Source organism: Mycolicibacterium vulneris (genome assembly GCF_002104765.1).
GTDB lineage: Bacteria > Actinomycetota > Actinomycetes > Mycobacteriales > Mycobacteriaceae > Mycobacterium > Mycobacterium vulneris.
Map to the genome: position 1 here is coordinate 70321 of NZ_NCXM01000001.1, position 16304 is coordinate 86624.

At 63.3% G+C, this 16304-nt stretch carries 17 protein-coding genes and 3 pseudogenes; 19 read left to right on the top strand and 1 reads right to left on the bottom strand.

The window, feature by feature from the left end:
* The first annotated feature begins 2 nt into the window (after positions 1-2).
* The 12 genes and pseudogenes from B8W69_RS00295 to B8W69_RS00350 all read left to right on the top strand — a co-directional run.
* The gene (locus tag B8W69_RS00295) at positions 3-1394 is read left to right on the top strand and encodes an MCE family protein (RefSeq protein ID WP_085287985.1); all 1392 of its coding nucleotides are present in this window, start codon (positions 3-5) and stop codon (positions 1392-1394) included.
* A gap of 37 nt (positions 1395-1431) precedes the next feature.
* The gene (locus tag B8W69_RS00300; protein WP_085287986.1) at positions 1432-2460 is read left to right on the top strand and encodes a virulence factor Mce family protein; all 1029 of its coding nucleotides are present in this window, start codon (positions 1432-1434) and stop codon (positions 2458-2460) included.
* Entirely contained in the window at positions 2445-3788 is a 1344-nt protein-coding gene (locus B8W69_RS00305) for a virulence factor Mce family protein (RefSeq protein WP_281255188.1), read from the top strand. Before B8W69_RS00300 ends, B8W69_RS00305 begins: the two co-directional genes overlap by 16 nt.
* Positions 3785-5131 (top strand): virulence factor Mce family protein, encoded by a 1347-nt coding sequence (locus B8W69_RS00310; RefSeq protein WP_085287987.1) that lies wholly within the window; start codon positions 3785-3787, stop codon positions 5129-5131. Before B8W69_RS00305 ends, B8W69_RS00310 begins: the two co-directional genes overlap by 4 nt.
* Positions 5131-6288: a virulence factor Mce family protein gene (locus B8W69_RS00315; protein ID WP_085287988.1), complete on the top strand. Its 1158-nt coding sequence runs from the start codon at positions 5131-5133 to the stop codon at positions 6286-6288. Before B8W69_RS00310 ends, B8W69_RS00315 begins: the two co-directional genes overlap by 1 nt.
* Positions 6289-7755: an MCE family protein gene (locus tag B8W69_RS00320; protein ID WP_085287989.1), complete on the top strand. Its 1467-nt coding sequence runs from the start codon at positions 6289-6291 to the stop codon at positions 7753-7755.
* A gap of 47 nt (positions 7756-7802) precedes the next feature.
* Positions 7803-8405, top strand: coding sequence for an Rv1363c family protein (locus B8W69_RS00325; RefSeq protein WP_245843011.1), 603 nt, complete (start codon positions 7803-7805; stop codon positions 8403-8405).
* 188 nt (positions 8406-8593) lie between these two features.
* Entirely contained in the window at positions 8594-9046 is a 453-nt protein-coding gene (locus B8W69_RS00330; protein ID WP_085288309.1) for an Rv1363c family protein, read from the top strand.
* A gap of 6 nt (positions 9047-9052) precedes the next feature.
* The gene (locus tag B8W69_RS00335; RefSeq protein WP_085287991.1) at positions 9053-9451 is read left to right on the top strand and encodes a DUF732 domain-containing protein; all 399 of its coding nucleotides are present in this window, start codon (positions 9053-9055) and stop codon (positions 9449-9451) included.
* Between the two features lie 17 nt (positions 9452-9468).
* Complete coding sequence (locus B8W69_RS00340; protein WP_085287992.1) at positions 9469-10158, top strand: CAP domain-containing protein; 690 nt, start codon at positions 9469-9471, stop codon at positions 10156-10158.
* Positions 10159-10261: 103 nt separating this feature from the next.
* Positions 10262-11209: pseudogene (locus B8W69_RS00345) on the top strand (enoyl-CoA hydratase/isomerase family protein).
* A gap of 13 nt (positions 11210-11222) precedes the next feature.
* Positions 11223-11426, top strand: a pseudogene (locus B8W69_RS00350) (hypothetical protein); the annotation flags it as partial.
* Positions 11427-11473: 47 nt separating this feature from the next.
* On the opposite strand, the gene B8W69_RS32080 reads toward B8W69_RS00350, so the two are convergent.
* The gene (locus tag B8W69_RS32080; protein WP_369332964.1) at positions 11474-11818 is read right to left on the bottom strand and encodes a recombinase family protein; all 345 of its coding nucleotides are present in this window, start codon (positions 11816-11818) and stop codon (positions 11474-11476) included.
* 304 nt (positions 11819-12122) lie between these two features.
* Between B8W69_RS32080 and B8W69_RS29705 the strand changes: the two are divergent.
* The 7 genes and pseudogenes from B8W69_RS29705 to B8W69_RS32085 all read left to right on the top strand — a co-directional run.
* A pseudogene (locus B8W69_RS29705) lies at positions 12123-12209 on the top strand (cyclodehydratase); the annotation flags it as partial.
* A gap of 730 nt (positions 12210-12939) precedes the next feature.
* The gene (locus B8W69_RS30225; protein ID WP_133057947.1) at positions 12940-13578 is read left to right on the top strand and encodes a hypothetical protein; all 639 of its coding nucleotides are present in this window, start codon (positions 12940-12942) and stop codon (positions 13576-13578) included.
* A complete protein-coding gene (locus B8W69_RS00370; RefSeq protein ID WP_085287995.1) occupies positions 13578-13871 on the top strand; it encodes a DUF732 domain-containing protein in 294 nt (97 codons plus the stop codon). The genes B8W69_RS30225 and B8W69_RS00370 overlap by 1 nt, the downstream gene beginning before the upstream one ends.
* A 9-nt stretch (positions 13872-13880) precedes the next feature.
* A complete protein-coding gene (locus B8W69_RS30230) occupies positions 13881-14123 on the top strand; it encodes a hypothetical protein (protein ID WP_133057948.1) in 243 nt (80 codons plus the stop codon).
* A 229-nt stretch (positions 14124-14352) separates the two neighbouring features.
* Positions 14353-14919, top strand: coding sequence for a DUF2510 domain-containing protein (locus tag B8W69_RS00375; protein WP_085287996.1), 567 nt, complete (start codon positions 14353-14355; stop codon positions 14917-14919).
* 34 nt (positions 14920-14953) lie between these two features.
* On the top strand, positions 14954-15298 hold the full coding sequence (locus B8W69_RS30880) for a hypothetical protein (protein ID WP_220084533.1): 345 nt from the start codon (positions 14954-14956) through the stop codon (positions 15296-15298).
* Between the two features lie 292 nt (positions 15299-15590).
* On the top strand, positions 15591-15821 hold the full coding sequence (locus B8W69_RS32085; protein ID WP_085288310.1) for a DUF3761 domain-containing protein: 231 nt from the start codon (positions 15591-15593) through the stop codon (positions 15819-15821).
* Positions 15822-16304 lie beyond the last annotated feature (483 nt).

A 16304-nucleotide genomic window follows, 5' to 3' on the forward strand; every position in this document is an offset into this window, starting at 1 on the left:
CGATGAAGTTCAGGCTGCGCGAACGCGAACTGCACTCGGCGTGGTGGACGCTGTTTTTGTTCGCCGCGATCGGCGCGTTCTTCTTTGTGACCACGGCGGCTTTCAGCGGAGCTTATAAGTCCTACGTGCCGGTGACACTGAGATCGGACCGCGCCGGGCTGGTGATGGAGCCAGGCGCCAAGGTGTTGTTGCGCGGCGTCCAGGTCGGCCAGGTCGCCGACATCGGCGGCGCCGGCAACGACCAGGTCAGCCTACGACTCGACATCGATCACGACCAAATCCGCTACATCCCAGCCAACGTGCAGGCCCAGATCAAGGCCACGACCGCATTCGGCGCGAAATTCGTCGAGCTGGTCTCTCCGCCACACCCCAGCACTGCGCGGCTGGCGGCAGGCACAGTGCTGCGGTCGGAGAATTCCAGCACCGAAATCAACACCGTGTTTGAAAATGTCGTCGATCTTCTCAAGATGGTCGATCCGCTCAAGCTCAACGCCGTCCTGACCGCCGTGGCTGAGGGGGTCCGTGGACAAGGCCAGCGGATGGGCGAGGCGACCAGCGGCCTCAATCAGGTGTTGCAGGCACTCAACTCCCGCAACGACACCTTTCGTGAGGACTGGCGCGCCTTCAAAGACCTCAACGACACCTACGCCGCAGCCGCCCCGGACATCCTGACGATCCTGAATGCCGCGAGCACAACGAGCAACACCGTCGTCAATCACTCGGCGGCGCTAGATTCCTTGCTGCTCAACGCCATCGGTCTGTCCAAGGCCGGAACCAATCTGCTGGGCACCAGCAGAGACAGCCTCGTCGCCACGATCAACACCTGGGAGCCGACCACGAACTTGCTGCTCACCTACAACCCCGAGTACACGTGCATGTTGCAGGGCGCCCAGTGGTTCCTCGACAACGGGGGCCGCTCGGCCTACGGCGGCGGCACCAGCGGGCAGGGCTTCGACTTCGACATCGCGCTGCTGCTGGGTAATGACCCCTACGCCTATCCCGACAATCTGCCCATCGTGGCGGCCAAGGGCGGACCCGGCGGCAAGCCCGGCTGTGGGTCGTTGCCGGATCCCACGAAGAATTTCCCGGTACGCCAGCTGATCACCAACACCGGGTGGGGAACCGGGCTGGATATTCGGCCCAACCCCGGCATCGGGCATCCCTGCTGGATCGACTACCTGCCCGTCACTCGGGCAATCCCCCAGCCGCCCAGCATCCGCCCATGCATCCCCGGACCGGCTGTCGGGCCCAACCCCGGCGGCCCGCCTTACGGGGCGGCCCTCTACGGCCCCGGCGGGGTGCCGCTGTGGCCGGGTGTGCCACCAGCCTCCCCCAATTCCGCGCCGCCCGAATCCGTCCCGTCACCAGCTCAAGCGCCGGTACCGCCACCGTGACCGCCACCACCGAGCCACACCGAGCAGGAGAGACACCGTGCGAAACCAGCTAAGAGCCGTCGTGTGGCGACTCGGCGTCTTCTTGACGGCCTGCGCGTTCGGTGCGTTCCTGCTGCTGACCATCTTCGCGCAGTTCCGGTTCGGCACCGGCACCACCTACACCGCCGAGTTCACCAACGTGTCCGGTCTCAGAAAGGGCGACTTGGTGCGCATCGCCGGCGTGGAAGTCGGCAAGGTCCAAGACATCGCCATCAATCCCGACGCGACGGTCCGCGTCGACTTCTCTACCGACAAGTCGGTCGTGCTTACCCAGGGAAGCCAGGCGGCCATCCGCTACGACAACCTGTTCGGGGGTCGCTACCTGGCCCTCGAAGAGGGCGCAGGGTCAGCCACCATCCTTCGTCCCGGTCAAACCATCCCGCTGGCCCGCACCAAACCCGCCCTGGATCTCGATGCGCTCGTCGGCGGCTTTAAGCCGCTGTTTCGGGCGCTGAACCCTGAACAGGTCAACGAGCTCAGCGCCCAACTGTTACAGGCATTTCAGGGCCAGGGCCCCACGATCGGCTCATTTCTGGATCAGGCGGCCGCGGTGACCAATACGTTGGCCGACCGCGACGTGCTGATCGGCCAGGTCATCGACAACCTCACCGTGGTGCTGGGCTCATTGGGGGGCCAAAGCGACAAACTGGACAAAGCGGTGACCTCGCTATCGCAGCTGATCGCAGGGCTCGCCGCCCACAAGACCGACATTTCCAATGCGGTGGCCTACACCAACGCCGCGGCCGGTTCGGTCGCCGACCTCCTCTCACAGGCCCGTGGACCCTTCCGCGACGTCGTTCATCAGACCGACCGGGCGGCGGGGATCGCCGTCGCCGACCACGACTACCTCGACAATCTGCTCAACACGCTGCCCGACCATTATCGGGCGCTGGACCGGCAAGCCATCTACGGCGACTTCTTCACCTTCTATCTGTGCAATCTCGTTCTTAAGGTCAACGGCAAAGGGGGGCAGCCGGTGTATGTGAAGCTGGCCGGTCAAAGCACGGGGCGGTGCACGCCGAAGTGAAATCGTTTTCTGAACGCAGCCCCCTGGTCATCGGCGCCCTGGGCCTCATGGCCGTGGCCACAGTGGTAATGGCGGCGTTGCAGTATCAGAAGCTGCCCTTTTTCAACCAAGGGAAGAGCTATTCAGCTTATTTCGCCGACGCCGGCGGCCTATTCGACGGTGCCGGGGTAGAGGTATCGGGTTATCAGGTGGGCAAGGTGTCCAGCATCGGACTAGAGGGGCCCGGTGTGCGGGTCACCTTTAAGATCGACAAAAAAGTCCATCTCGGCGATCGCACCGAAGCCGCAATCAAGACCAAAAGCTTGCTGGGCAGCAAGATCCTAGACGTGACGCCGCGTGGTACCGGCGAACTCGACCGCGCGATCCCGCTGGATCGGACGGTGTCGCCCTACCAGCTGCCCGATGCCCTGGGCGACTTGGCGACCACCATCAGCGGCCTCAACACCAACCAGCTATCGGACTCACTGGCCACCCTCGCGCAAACCTTCGCCAACACCCCCGCCGACCTGAAAGATGCGGTGCAAGGCGTGGCCCGGTTCGCCCAAATACTTGACACCCGCGACACCCAGCTACGCACGCTGCTCGACAACGCCGCCAAAGCCACCGCCGTGCTGGCCAAGCGCACCGACCAGATAGTCAGCTTGGTCAAAGACACCAACGCTCTGCTGGCACAGCTGCGCACCCAAAGCGCCGCACTCGACCGGATCTCGACGAACATTTCCTCGGTGTCCCAGCAACTCAAGGGATTCATCGCCGACAACCGCGAGCAGCTACGCCCCGCGCTGGACAAGCTCAATGGTGTCCTCGCGATCGTCGACAACCGTAAGGAGCGTGTGCAGCAAACCATCAAGGGACTCAACGCCTACGCCATGTCCCTGGGGGAATCCGTGGGCTCAGGCCCGTTCTTCAAGGCGTACGTGGTGAACTTGCTGCCCGGTCAGTTCGTGCAGCCCTTCGTCAATGCCGCATTCTCTGACCTCGGTTTGGATCCTGCCACTCTGCTGCCCTCCCAGCTTTCCAACCCGCAGACCGGTCAACCAGGCACCCCGGCGTTGCCGGTGCCCTACCCGCGCACCGGCCAAGGCGGGGAGCCCCGGCTCACCATTCCCGACGCGATCACCGGAAACCCGGGCGACCACCCGTGCCCACTGCCGGGTCCGGGCTGCTACCCGTATCGGGAGCCGGCGCCCGCTCCGCCTCCCGGCGGTCCACCACCTGGCCCGCCCGCAGCGTCCCCGCCGGGGATGCAATCCGTACCTGAGCCGACACCACCACCGCTCAATGTGGAAGTGGGACCGGGCCCGTCGCGGCCAGGAGGCCAACCATGACGGCCAGACTGCGCCAGGCCCGTCTTATCTTGGCCACCACGTTGGCTCTAGTCCTAGCCGCCGGGGTCGTCGTGGCGATGCGCACCGCCGAGCAAACCGCGCGAACCATGATGATCGCGTACTTCGACAACAGCACCGGGGTGTTTCCCGGTGACGACGTACGCATTCGGGGGGTGCCGGTGGGCAAGGTCGACAAGATCGAACCCCAGCCGCAGCGGGCCAAGGTGTCCTTCTGGATCGACGGCAAATACAAAGTGCCCGCAGACGCCAAGGCTGTGATCCTGTCGCCGCAACTAGTCACCGGGCGAGCGATCCAGTTGACCCCGCCCTACACGAGCGGACCCGCCATGGCTAACGGCGGGGGCATCCCGCAAGACCGCACCGCGGTCCCCGTCGAATGGGATGATCTGCGTGCCCAACTGCAGCGGCTGACCGAATTACTCAAACCCACCCAGCCTGGTGGGGTCAGCACGCTGGGCGCGCTGATCAACACCGCCGCCGCCAATCTGCGTGGACAAGGCGGCGCCATCCGCGACACCATCATCAAACTGTCACAGACCATCTCGGCGCTCGGCGACCACAGCAACGACATCTTCGCCACCCTGAAAAACCTGTCGACGCTAGTGACGGCGCTGCACGACAGTGCCGATCTGCTCGAACAGCTCAACCGCAACCTGGCCTCGGTATCGTCCCTGCTGGCCGATGACCCCCACAAGGTCGCTCATGCCGGCGAGGACCTCAATGCGGTGGTGGCCGACGTACAACACTTCGCCGCCGACAACCGCGAAGCAATCGGTACCGCCTCCGACAAACTCACGTCCATCACCAACGCTCTCGTCAGCAGCCTTGATGACATCAAGCAAACCCTGCATATCGCGCCGTCAACGTTTGCCAACTTCAACAACATCTTCGAACCGTCCGGCGGTCAGCTCACCGGCGCACTGGCAATCAACAACTTCGCGAACCCCATCTCCTTCCTGTGCGGAGCGATCCAGTCCGCCTCCCGGCTCGGCGGTGAGCAAGCGGCCAAACTCTGCGTGCAATACCTGGCGCCGATCTTTAAGAACCGCCAAATCAACTACCCACCGATCGGCGAGGACCTGCTGGTGGGAGCCCAAGCCAGGCCCAATGAGGTCACCTACAGCGAAAACTGGATGCGGCCCGACTACGTCCCTCCCGCCCCCAATGAGCCACCGGCCGATATGCCTGCCCCCGCGGGGCCGGGAGGCGCCCCGGCCCCACCGCTCGCGCCCCCTGGGGCGCCCGCTCCGGACACCGCCGCGGTGCCGACCGACCCAGCCGCGGGCCTACCTGGGCTGATGCTGCCCTCGGAAGCACACTGATGACCATCAACGGTTGGCGCCACGCGCGCGTAGTCCTCGTGGTCGCGGTGGCCGTGGCCGGGATCTCAGGCTGCAGCTGGCGTGGGCTGAACTCACTGCCACTGCCAGGCACCCAGGGCAACGGCCCAGGCTCGTTCCAGATTCACGCGCAGATGCCCGACGTCAACAACATCCAACCCAACTCCCGGGTGCGGGTGGCAGACGTCACCGTCGGCCACGTGACCAAAATCGAGCGCCAGGGCTGGCATGCGCTGGTCACGATGCGCCTCGACGGCAGTGTCAAGCTGCCCGCCAATGTCACTGCCGAGATCGGCACGACCAGCCTGCTCGGTTCACTGCACATCGAGCTGGCCCCACCGAAAGATGAGCCGCCCCAGGGTCTATTGCGTGACGGTGCGTTCATTCCGTTATCCCGTGCGGGCGCTTACCCGAGCACCGAACAGACGCTCGCCGCGCTGTCGTTGGTCCTCAACGGAGGCGGACTCGGTCACATCCAAGAGATCACCGAGGCGTTCAGTACAGCGTTCCGGGGCCGCGAGCACGACCTACGCAGCCTGATCGGACAACTCGACACCTTCAGCGCCAACCTCAACAACCAAAGCGCGGACATCATCGCCGCCACCGACAGCCTCAACCGGCTGGTCGCCAAGTTCGCCGCGCAACAACCCGTGCTGGATCGGGCCCTGGCCAGCATCCCCGATGCGCTAAAAGTCCTCAACGACCAGCGGGACCACCTAGTAGAGGCGGCGGCCGAACTCAGCAAATTCAGCGCGCTGACCACCGACACCGTCAACAAAACCAAGGACAACCTGGTCAAAGAACTCAGCCAAGTCGCACCGGTGTTGGAATCGCTGGCTAACGCTGGCCCCAGCCTGACACGGTCGCTGAGTCTGCTCTCCACGTTTCCGTTTCCCACTGAAGAAATCGAGAAATGGATGCGCGGCGACTACGGCAACATGACCGCAATCGTCGACCTCACGCTCAGCCGCATCGACCAAGGGATCTTCACCGGGACCCGCTGGGAGTGCCATTTGACCCAGTTAGAGCTGCAGTGGGGTCGCACCATCGGCCAGTTCCCCAGCCCGTGTACCGCGGGCTACCGCGGTACACCGGGCAATCCGCTGGTCATCCCCTACCGTCAGGACCAAGGGCCTTAAATGTACCTCAGCAAACAGATCAGGATTCAGCTGGCCATCTTCGCCGTGGTCGCCATCGTCGCCGTAACCGTGATGGCTTTGCACTTCATGAAGCTGCCCGCGATGCTGTTCGGCGTCGGGCGATACACGGTGACCATGCACCTGCCGCAAAGCGGAGGCCTGTATGGAAGCAGCAACGTCACCTACCGCGGCACCGAAGTGGGCCGGGTGCAGTCGGTGCACCTGACCGACAGCGGCGTCGAAGCCATCCTGTCACTGAAATCCGGCATCAACATCCCCTCGAACCTCCAAGCCGAGGTACACAGCCAATCAGCGGTCGGCGAGCAATACGTTGAGCTGCTCCCGCGTAACGCCACCTCGCCGCCACTCAAAGATGGCGACGTGATCCCGGCCGGTGAGACCTCCGTGCCCCCCGACATCAATGCACTGCTCGCCGCCGCCAACACCGCCTTGAAGGCAATCCCCCACGACAACCTCAAAACGGTCGTCGACGAGTCCTACACCGCTGTAGGCGGCCTGGGCCCCGAACTGTCGCGCCTGGTCAGAGGCTCCTCCGACCTGTCGATCGAAGCCCGCAAAAACCTTGACCCACTCATCGCGCTCATCGACCAATGGCAACCCGTCGCCCGATCACAAACCCACACCTCAGAGACAATCCAGGGCTGGGCGTCACACCTAGCCACCGTCACGACCGAACTACAGACCCACGACCAGGCCGTGGCCGGCATCATCGATCACGGCGGCCCAGCGGCCGCCGAAGCGCAAAACCTCATCGAGCGGCTGCAACCAACATTGCCCATCCTGATGGCCAACCTGCTCAGCATCGGCAAAGTCGCCCTCACCTACAACAACGACGTCGAACAACTCCTGGTGTTGGTGCCCGAAGGCGTGTCCATCATGGGTGCCACCCTCGTGGCCAACGCCAACACTAAGCAGGCCTACCGGGGCGCTTACCTCAGCTTCAACCTCAACATCAATCTGCCACCGGCGTGCACCACCGGCTTCCTGCCCGCCCAGCAACAGCGCACCGCCAACTTCGTCGACTACCCGCAACGCGCACCGGGTGATCTGTACTGCCGAGTCCCCCAAGACTCACCGCTGAACGTGCGAGGCGCCCGGAACATCCCCTGCGAAACCGTTCCCGGCAAACGCGCACCCACCGTGAAGATGTGCGAAAGCGACGAACAATACGTGCCCCTCAACGACGGCTTCAACTGGAAAGGCGACCCCAACGCCACCCTGTCCGGACAGGACGTCCCGCAGCTGCCGCCCGGCTCACCGCCACTCCTGTTAGCGCCCCCACCACCTCCGCAAACGCCTCCGCCACCGCTCGCAGCCGCCCAGTATGACCCGGCCACTGGCACCTACACCGGACCCGACGGCAAGGTCTACACCCAATCCGACCTGGCCAACACCGCCCCTAAGGACAAGACATGGCAAACCATGCTTGTGCCACCGGGAACCTGATGGCCCGCAGGCCGGGACTCAGCGACACCCCAACAACGGAGGAGAGCATGCCCTCAGCCACCGTCGACACGGTCGACCCCGTCGACATCGAGGTCGACACCGAGGATGGCGCCGCCGGCCTGCCTGCCGATGACGCAGACACGCCGGAGTTGCCGAAGCCCCACGCGCCGGCGCCGACACGGCGGGCGGTTGTGCTCATTGTGGCCATCGTCGTCGCCCTGGCTGGTTTGGTCGGCTGGCTAGGATTTCGTGCCCGCCAATCACAGGAGACCCAGACCCAGCAGAACCAATTCCTGCAGGCGGCCAAACAGGGCGCGGTGAACCTGACAACGATCGACTGGCACCATCCCGAAGCCGATGTCCAGCGCATCCTCGACGCGGCGACCGGCCAGTTCTACGATGACTTCGCCCAACGGTCAAAGCCCTTCATCGATGTGGTCAAGCAAGTCCAGGCCACCACCGTCGGCACGATCACCGCAGCGGGCCTCGAATCACAAACCCGCGACACCGCCCAGGTTCTGGTAGCAGCCAGCGTGCAGACCTCCGATGCCAGCGCCCCCACCCAAGTTCCGCGCGCATGGCGCATGCGTGTCTTTGTTCAAAAAATTGACGGCCGGATCAAGGTCTCCAACGTGGAGTTCGTGTCATGAGGCCGCTAAAGACCTCCACCGCAACCGATTCCGCCAGCTCCGACTCGGCAGAACCAACACCGGGCGAGACGCCGCCACCAGTGTCTAGCGAAGACCACGCGCAAGTCGACATCGACACCTCCGATCACCAGCAGCAGCAGACGACGCCGCACCGTCGCAGCCGCTGGAGGCAAGTGATCGTCTATTGCATGCTGCCCGCACTGGCACTGCTGCTAACCGCGGCCGCTGGCTTCCTCAAATGGCACGATACGTCCGTCCGCGACGCGCAGACCGCCTCCGCCGAATCACAGCGAGCCGCCACCGAAGGCACCGTCGCACTGCTGTCCTACAAACCCGACACCGTGGAAAAAGACCTCGCGTCTGCCAAGAACCGGCTCACCGGAACCTTCCTGGCCGCCTACACGAACCTCACCCACGACGTGGTAATCCCCGGAGCAAAACAAAAACAAATCTCTGCAGAGGCCACCGTCCCAGCTGGAGCGTCGATCTCGGCGACCCCCAACCATGCCGTTGTCCTGCTGTTCGTCAACCAAACCGTCACCATCGGTCAAAGCCCCCCCACCAACACCGCATCCAGTGTTCGCGTCACCCTCGACAAAATCGGTGGCCGCTGGCTCATCTCGCAATTCGACCCGGTCTAAGAGACAATGCCGGTCGAATCCCCCACGCGCTATACGCGCCAAAAGCCACTATCAGCAATGATCTTCACGTGCACCGCATTATTTGGCATCGCGACAGCAGCAGTCACACCAACCGCGCACGCTGACGTGGTGGCTTATCTGCTCAACGTGACGGTGCGGCCCGGCTACACCTTCGCCAACGCCGATGCGGCCTTGAACTACGGACACAGCCTCTGCGACAGAGTATCTCAAGGCCACAGCTACGCCGAAGTAGTGGCGGCGGTGGAGGCCGATTTCAACACCACCGACGAATACCAAGCCTCTTATCTGATCAGCCAAGCAGTCAACGAACTGTGCCCCGCCCAAATCTGGCAGTTGCGCAACTCGGCAGCGCACTACCGACGCCCAGCTCCTGCTGGCGGCTGACGGAAAGGAAACCCGACATGCAGCACCGACCGCTCACTCTGCCTGCCCTGATAGCCGCCGCCGCAACATTATTCGGCACGCCCGCCGCACACGCCGATGGTGACAACAACACCCTGATACCCAACAACCAGCGACTCAACAACGGCGTCGTCGCCAACGTCTTTACCGTCCAGCACCAAGCGGGCTGCACCAACGACGTCAGAATCAATCCCCAGCTACAACTCGCCGCCCAACGACACACCCTCGACGTCCTGCGCAACCAAAACCTCGACAGCGACGCCGGCTCCGACGGATCCACCCCACAAGACCGCGCCAATGCCGCCGGCTACAAAGGCCAAGTTTCTGAGACCGTGGCCATCAACCCCGCCGTCGCCATCAGCGGTATCGAACTCATCAACCAGTGGTACAGCAATCCCGCCGACTACGCCATCATGTCCAACTGCGCCAACTCCCAAATGGGCGTCTGGTCGGAAAACAGCCCGAACCGCACCGTCGTCGTAGCCCTCTACGGCCAACCCGACCAATCGCACCTAGCGCCGCCAAAAACACCGCCAACAGGACCGGCGCCCCTTGCCGCCGCACAAGAAAATATCCCGCTGGATCCCAGCCCTGACTACGACGCCAGCGACGAACTCGAATTCGGCCTCAACTGGCTTCCCTGGATCCTGCGCGGCGTGTACCCACCACCCGCCATGCCACCCCAATAGCGGCATCGGCCCAGCGAGCCCCTGCCGCAACCACGAGTCCGGCCGTGAACTCACCTGCACAACACACAATCCGACGACGAGAGGCCACCGCGTGACTCACGGCGTGACTGATGGATCCGAGGAGGTTCTCACCCGTATCGACCATGGCGTCGGCCTGATCACGCTCAACCGCCCCAAGGCCATCAACTCGCTGAATCAGACGATGGTCGACGTGCTAGGCCCCCTGCGAAGTGGGAAAAAGACGATGCGGTGCGCGCGGTGGTGCTGTCCGGCGCCGGCGAGCGCGGGCTGTGCGCCGGCGGCGAGGTGGTCGCGGTCTACAACAGCGCCCGCAAGGACTGCGTCGAGGTCTGCAAGTTCTGGCACGACGAGTAGACGAGTATTTGCTCAACGGCCAGATCGGCCGGTTCGCCAAGCCCTACGTGTCGTTGATGGACGGCATCGTGATGGGCGGCGGGGTCGGCGTCAGCGCACACGGCAACGTTCGCGTGGTGACCGAGAAGTCCAAGATCGCAATGCCGGAGGTCGGCATCGGCTTCATCCCCGACGTCGGCGGCGCGTTTCTGTTGTCCCAGGCGCCCGGTTCACTCGGCCTACGCCGGCCTGACCGGGCGTCGACGGCGGCCTCGACAGCACCCTGGCCGCGCACGCTATCGAACCGCTGACCAGTGACCTTGTGGCGCAACGCCATTGGATCGACGACTGCTTTGCCGGTGAGACTGTGGCCGACATCGTCGGCGCGCTGCGCGGCCAAGACGCTAAACCGGCACAGGAGGCCGCCAACCTGATCGCCAACCGCTCCCCCATCGCGGTATCGGTGACATTGGAGGCAGTGCGCCGAGCCGCGAAGCTGGACACGCTGGAAGACGTTCTGGTACAGGACTATCGAGTGTCGACGGCCGCGGCGCGCTCACACGATCTGGAAGGCATTCGAGCACAGATCATCGACAAGCATCGCAATCCGATGTGGTCGCCGCCGAACCTCGCCGCGATCTCCGCGGCCGACATCGACGCGTATTTCGCGCCGGTCGACGACGACTTGAGTTTCTAGAGAGGCGGTTTGGGTGAGCGACACAACGTACGAAACCATCCTGGTCGAGCGCGATCAGCGGGTCGGAATCATCACACTGAACCGGCCGCAGGAACTCAACGCGCTCAATAGTCAGGTGATGAACGAGGCCACCAGTGCCGCAGCCGAATTCGATGACACGGGGACGTTCATACTGAGAGCCGGCGATGATGATGTTGGCAGCATCTCGCCCGCAGGCGTGCTCGTGTCAATGTCCAAGTCTGCAAAGTGGAGCGCCCACCCCTCCTACGCGGCCTGCTCCATCAAACCGGCACCGTCGAGGACCGAGCGGCTTAGCCGGTCCAACTTGGCGACCACCAGTCCTTCTGCGCGACCATTCCGGACGTCCTCGATCGCCGCTAACGCGCCGGGCCTGCCGTTCAGCGACTTCGCACTGATACCCTCGCGGCAATATTCGTGAACGACCGTTAGCCCCTTCCTTTCGGCGTACGCGGTGACTGTTGCGCGCTGGGCCTCAGGTCCCAGACCAGACAAAGCTTGTTCGGACGTGGAGACCCGCAGGTAAACGATCACGGACCTGGCAGGACCAATGGGCTTGTCCCCACGCTTGCGGCGTGCTCGAACCGGCACGGCATTTTTAACATTGAGGGTGCCCAACGTATAGGGATTACCCCAAAAAGCCGTTGAACAGGGGCTGACCTTTGGTGGCAGGTACAGGATTCGAACCTGTGAAGCTTTCGCGACGGATTTACAGTCCGCTTCTTTAGACGTTTGCTAACTCAAGCCCTGTTGGGTGTGTTGAGAAAGTACTGGTCAGCGCGTTGGTTGCGTTGAGTAGTGAAAGCAGTTGCTAGCTCTACTGCGGACGGTCTGCGGACGGTTACCGCTACCCGGGCACCCTGCACACGGAGGTCAGATTCACTAGGACGAGCGCCAGGGCATCCCGCACCTCGTAGTGCGGGTACGCGACGGCATCGGGCTGGTGGGCCCATTGGTGATTCCCGGCGTGACCAGCTGCCTGGGCAATTCCTAAAGGGAAACAGCCGCCCTGGCACCCATTGGGAATCGGATGCCGAGTGCAACGACGGCGTCTTGAGGATCGACGGGCAGAGCAGCCGTGGATCGGCCGTGCGACGACAGCCGCAGCGAAAGAGTATTTGGTCTACCCGGCTGGGAGCTACGGCCTCTGCTGGCGAACACAGTTCCGTCAGTATTACTCGCGTCGGGGTTTCTCAATACCTATGGCCCTTCCTTACGGCGAAATCCAATACCCGATTCCATGATGTAAGTCAAGGTAGTTCGTCAAAACTCATGTGAACTTTTTGTCCAGGCGAGACACTTCGCCGAAGTAACGGCCAACTTCGCCGGATTAACGGTGGTTACCTAGGAGGTGTAACCCATGGAGATCGCAGTAGCAGGAGCTGGAACCGCCATCGCGGCCAGTGCCACCATGCCCGCGCCCTTCGGGGAGTGGCGCGCATCGCAACCTTAATGGGGACTCTAACCCCTTCATATTGCGGCGTCTCGTCGCAGTAAATTACCGAAGTGCTGCACTCAGAACTTAGCAGCATGGCTTCCAACCGTGACTCGCACAGTGCCCCAACTCCGTTGCCCTGATTGCAAGGAACCAGCGAAGCTCACCAACCCGCCCCATCGGCATGAAAATGCGCGCTCTTGGCGGCGTTGACGATATAGACCACTTTGACGGACCAAGATCAGGAGTTTTGATGAGAATCCGTTTTGCTGTCCTCATGGCAGCACTGATAGCACCGTTCGGGGCGCTATTCCTGGCGCTGGTCCCGGCCGCGCCACCCGCCCACGCCTGTCCGGGAGCCACAGATGGACACGGCAACGACACCCGAGCCGCACACGATGCCTGCTGCGGTGACATCATCCTCGGTGCGCCCGGAGATTTTTCCAACTGCAACGCCGGTCCGATGGCACCCAAGGAACTGCCCGGAAACTGGCCCTGCCGAGACATAAACGCAGGCTCCCCAGCCTGCGCAGCCTGCATCCGGGCACACGTCTACACCGCCGGGCAGGACTGTGCCGGAGTCCCGTCGTCCGCAACCCGGCCCGCACGGATCATGCCGGTGTCATTCCGCACCAGCCCGGACGCGTGCAGCGCTATCGCTCAGGCGTATGTCGGGAACGGCATGTGCAAGGTTGAGCAGCAGGAGCAGGGCCAGCAGCCGACGCAGGACCCACAACAAGTGGCCGGTGGCCCCAATGACAACTCGCTCCAAATTCCGCCGAATCAGGGCCAGTACGATCCGGACCCGGACTACGGCAAGGCCACCGATATGCCGGGGCGTACTGGTGTTCCGATCAACCCTCCGAATCGGAAGCCGGACCCGAACGACCTGCAGTTCCCCAAGGGCCTCGGCTGATGAGGGCAGTCATCGCCGCCGCGGTCTTCGCGGCGAGTATCGTGGGCGCTCCGCTGGCACAGGCGGAGCCGGGCGACCCGAACGCGGCCAGCAACGACGATCAGTTCGGGCAGTACATGATCGCCCGAGGAATGATGGGGTCGTACCTGCAGGACGGTCACAGTAGTTGCGCTGCTTTGCGTTCGGGAGCAACCACGCAGTCGCAGGTAAATCGGTTGGAGGCCAAGCTAAGTGCGGCGGAAGCCAACACCGTTGTCTACGCAGCCATGCACTATCTGTGCCCTGGAGTCTGAGGAGGCTCAATGCGAAAGTTATTGGTAGCGGCGGGAATAACCGTCGCGCTGGCTATTCCGGTAGTGGCCGGCCCACCCGCGCACGCTGATCCACGGTGCGCTCCCGGCTACGTCGTCGGGGTGCCGATATCGAACGGCAGCCTGCCGATTAAATGCGTTCCGGCTGGGAATGTCCCGCCCGGCTACGCGGACGGCACCGGAGGGAACGCCCCGCTGACACCGGGCTACGGGCCCACCGGGCAGCCTGACTAGGCACCGACAAGAAGAGGCCCCAGCCGTTTAGCCAGGCAGTCCACGCCCGCTGGGTGTCAGAGCGGACCCAACTGGTAACCACACTGCACGGGCTGAGTCCCCTGAGAAGAGAGATCAAACGCCATGAAACTTCTCCCCCGACTCTTGAAGCACGCACTAGGCGCATTCGCGGTCGTCGGATTCCCCGCCCGCCCGAAGCAGGCATCCAGCCTGCGTGAGGAGCAATGAAATGAACGCATCAACGCCCCAGCCGCCCGCAGGGTCGTATCCGGACCCGAGCGGCAAGCCCGGCCAGAAGTATTGGGACGGTCAACGGTGGCGGACAGATACCCCTCCGCCCCCGCCTCGATCCCCCCGCGAAAAGCTTCCCGGCTTGTGGTCGGGATTGTCACGCAAAACCAAGCTCGTCCTCGCCGCGGGTGCGGGGTTGGTTGTCGTTATCGCGGTCCTCTCGATGGTCGGCAGCCCCGCAAGTGGGCCATCCGGCCCGGGACCCGGCCAGCCTGCGCGGCCGGGCCAATCTGCTGCGCCTTCGCGCCACAGCGACGCCTACAACCAGGGTTACGAGTACGGCAATCAGCACCTAGCCCAGGGCTTTGCCTCACAGTACGACTGCGAGCATTACGCAAACTCCTACCGCGGTTTTGTCGCCAGGCGGGATATGCCCGACTGGCTGCAGGGCTGCATGGACGGCATCCGTGACCTGAATGCAGGGCCGAGCACGACGAGCCCGAAGGTCGACTGCTCGCAACCAGGGAACAACTGGGACCCGAGGTGCATCCTTGGGACCGGCTGACCAGCCACGAATGGTTCTTTCTAGAAAAGTAGTGGTGCCCGCTGTGTTGGCGGCGGCTATCACTTGCGCTCCTGTGGCGCAGGCCGACAATGGCGACCAGGCGTCAGCCGAGCAAGCTGTCACCGCCATCTACAACCAGGTGCAGGCCCGATGCACCCCGCGTACTCCGCCATCGTTCCAGTCGATCAGTTGGGACAACTTCACCCCAGGCAGTTGGGGTCAGGGCCGCATTCATGACGCCAACTCGGCTCTGGGTGGTCCGTTCAAGGTGTATTGGACAAACCCGCGAGTCGGGCCTGCGAAAGACGGGGCGGCGGGCCGGGCATACCACGGGCCGGGCGGCAACACTCAATGGAGCGTCGACCTGGAGTTCTGTTAGCTTCCCCCGAACCGCAGTCGCAGAACCATCGGCGGCATGTTCGAGATTGCGGCGAAATCCTCATGCGAGGGCCTCCAAAGTCGCGAATTGCGACTGCAGGGCGGCGACGCTTCGTCGGATTCCTACTGCTATAGCTGATTCGCACCGCACCAACAAATGAGCGAGATCGCCGAAGAGCGACTCGACCGTTGGCCCCGGCCGTCGCGGACGAGGGGTGTCCAGTCATTCATCGAGCCAACGGATTTCGATCGTTTCATCCGCCCGCCGTTGCTGACCGGTGTATAACACCGGCATGACGCTTGCCGGGGTGGCGGGAGCCGCGCTAGTTGCAACTGGGGTTCTGTGGTTCGCTCCGGCACCATTGTCGCCGTCGTGTGACTACGTGAATGTCGATTACCAGTGCCGCCCAGGGCCGAACCATGACCAGTCTGATGGCGGTATAGATCTTCCGTGTCGGGACGGAACCTTTACCCACTCCACGCATCGCCAAGGCGCATGTTCCCACCACGGAGGGCTCGCGTGAGTCTTTCGAGTCATGCACCTCGCCTGTGAATGGCCGTTGCCGCTTGCTAGAAGGGTTCGAAGCCCGCACCACCGAGGCAGATCTAGTCCACTTGGCCGAATAGGGTGTCGGCACACCGGATCCCTCGCACCAATGGCCAGCGAGCAGGCGCGAGGTTGAGAAATCCTTTTGCATGGTGTGAACGAATTCGACTCCACGCGATGGCCAATTCAACGAGCATGAAGGGATGCACGTGCCGCGGGGGCGGATATGGCCACCATCCTCGCCGACATGGGCCGCATCATCGAGGTTGTACAGACCTTCATCCCCGCAGAGAGATGCCCGAAGCGCAGGCAGCGCTGAGGGGAGACCCCTTCTTACAACGCCAGCAGCGGTCCGCTCCGGTCGAAGGTATCCGCATGGTGGCCATCGACAACTCTCCCGATGCAGAGGGTTATGGGCATGGCCACTAGACCTGCATCAAAGCGCCGACAACTCATCGCG

Bases quoted from the DNA above. Each gene is read 5' to 3' on its own strand.
- B8W69_RS00295 (WP_085287985.1), top strand. From the start codon at position 3: ATGAAGTTCAGGCTGCGCGAACGCGAACTGCACTCGGCGTGGTGGACG.
- B8W69_RS00310 (WP_085287987.1), top strand. From the start codon at position 3,785: ATGACGGCCAGACTGCGCCAGGCCCGTCTTATCTTGGCCACCACGTTG.
- B8W69_RS00315 (WP_085287988.1), top strand. From the start codon at position 5,131: ATGACCATCAACGGTTGGCGCCACGCGCGCGTAGTCCTCGTGGTCGCG.
- B8W69_RS00320 (WP_085287989.1), top strand. From the start codon at position 6,289: ATGTACCTCAGCAAACAGATCAGGATTCAGCTGGCCATCTTCGCCGTG.
- B8W69_RS00325 (WP_245843011.1), top strand. From the start codon at position 7,803: ATGCCCTCAGCCACCGTCGACACGGTCGACCCCGTCGACATCGAGGTC.
- B8W69_RS00330 (WP_085288309.1), top strand. From the start codon at position 8,594: ATGCTGCCCGCACTGGCACTGCTGCTAACCGCGGCCGCTGGCTTCCTC.
- B8W69_RS00335 (WP_085287991.1), top strand. From the start codon at position 9,053: ATGCCGGTCGAATCCCCCACGCGCTATACGCGCCAAAAGCCACTATCA.
- B8W69_RS00340 (WP_085287992.1), top strand. From the start codon at position 9,469: ATGCAGCACCGACCGCTCACTCTGCCTGCCCTGATAGCCGCCGCCGCA.
- B8W69_RS30225 (WP_133057947.1), top strand. From the start codon at position 12,940: ATGGCAGCACTGATAGCACCGTTCGGGGCGCTATTCCTGGCGCTGGTC.
- B8W69_RS00370 (WP_085287995.1), top strand. From the start codon at position 13,578: ATGAGGGCAGTCATCGCCGCCGCGGTCTTCGCGGCGAGTATCGTGGGC.
- B8W69_RS30230 (WP_133057948.1), top strand. From the start codon at position 13,881: ATGCGAAAGTTATTGGTAGCGGCGGGAATAACCGTCGCGCTGGCTATT.
- B8W69_RS00375 (WP_085287996.1), top strand. From the start codon at position 14,353: ATGAACGCATCAACGCCCCAGCCGCCCGCAGGGTCGTATCCGGACCCG.
- B8W69_RS32085 (WP_085288310.1), top strand. From the start codon at position 15,591: ATGACGCTTGCCGGGGTGGCGGGAGCCGCGCTAGTTGCAACTGGGGTT.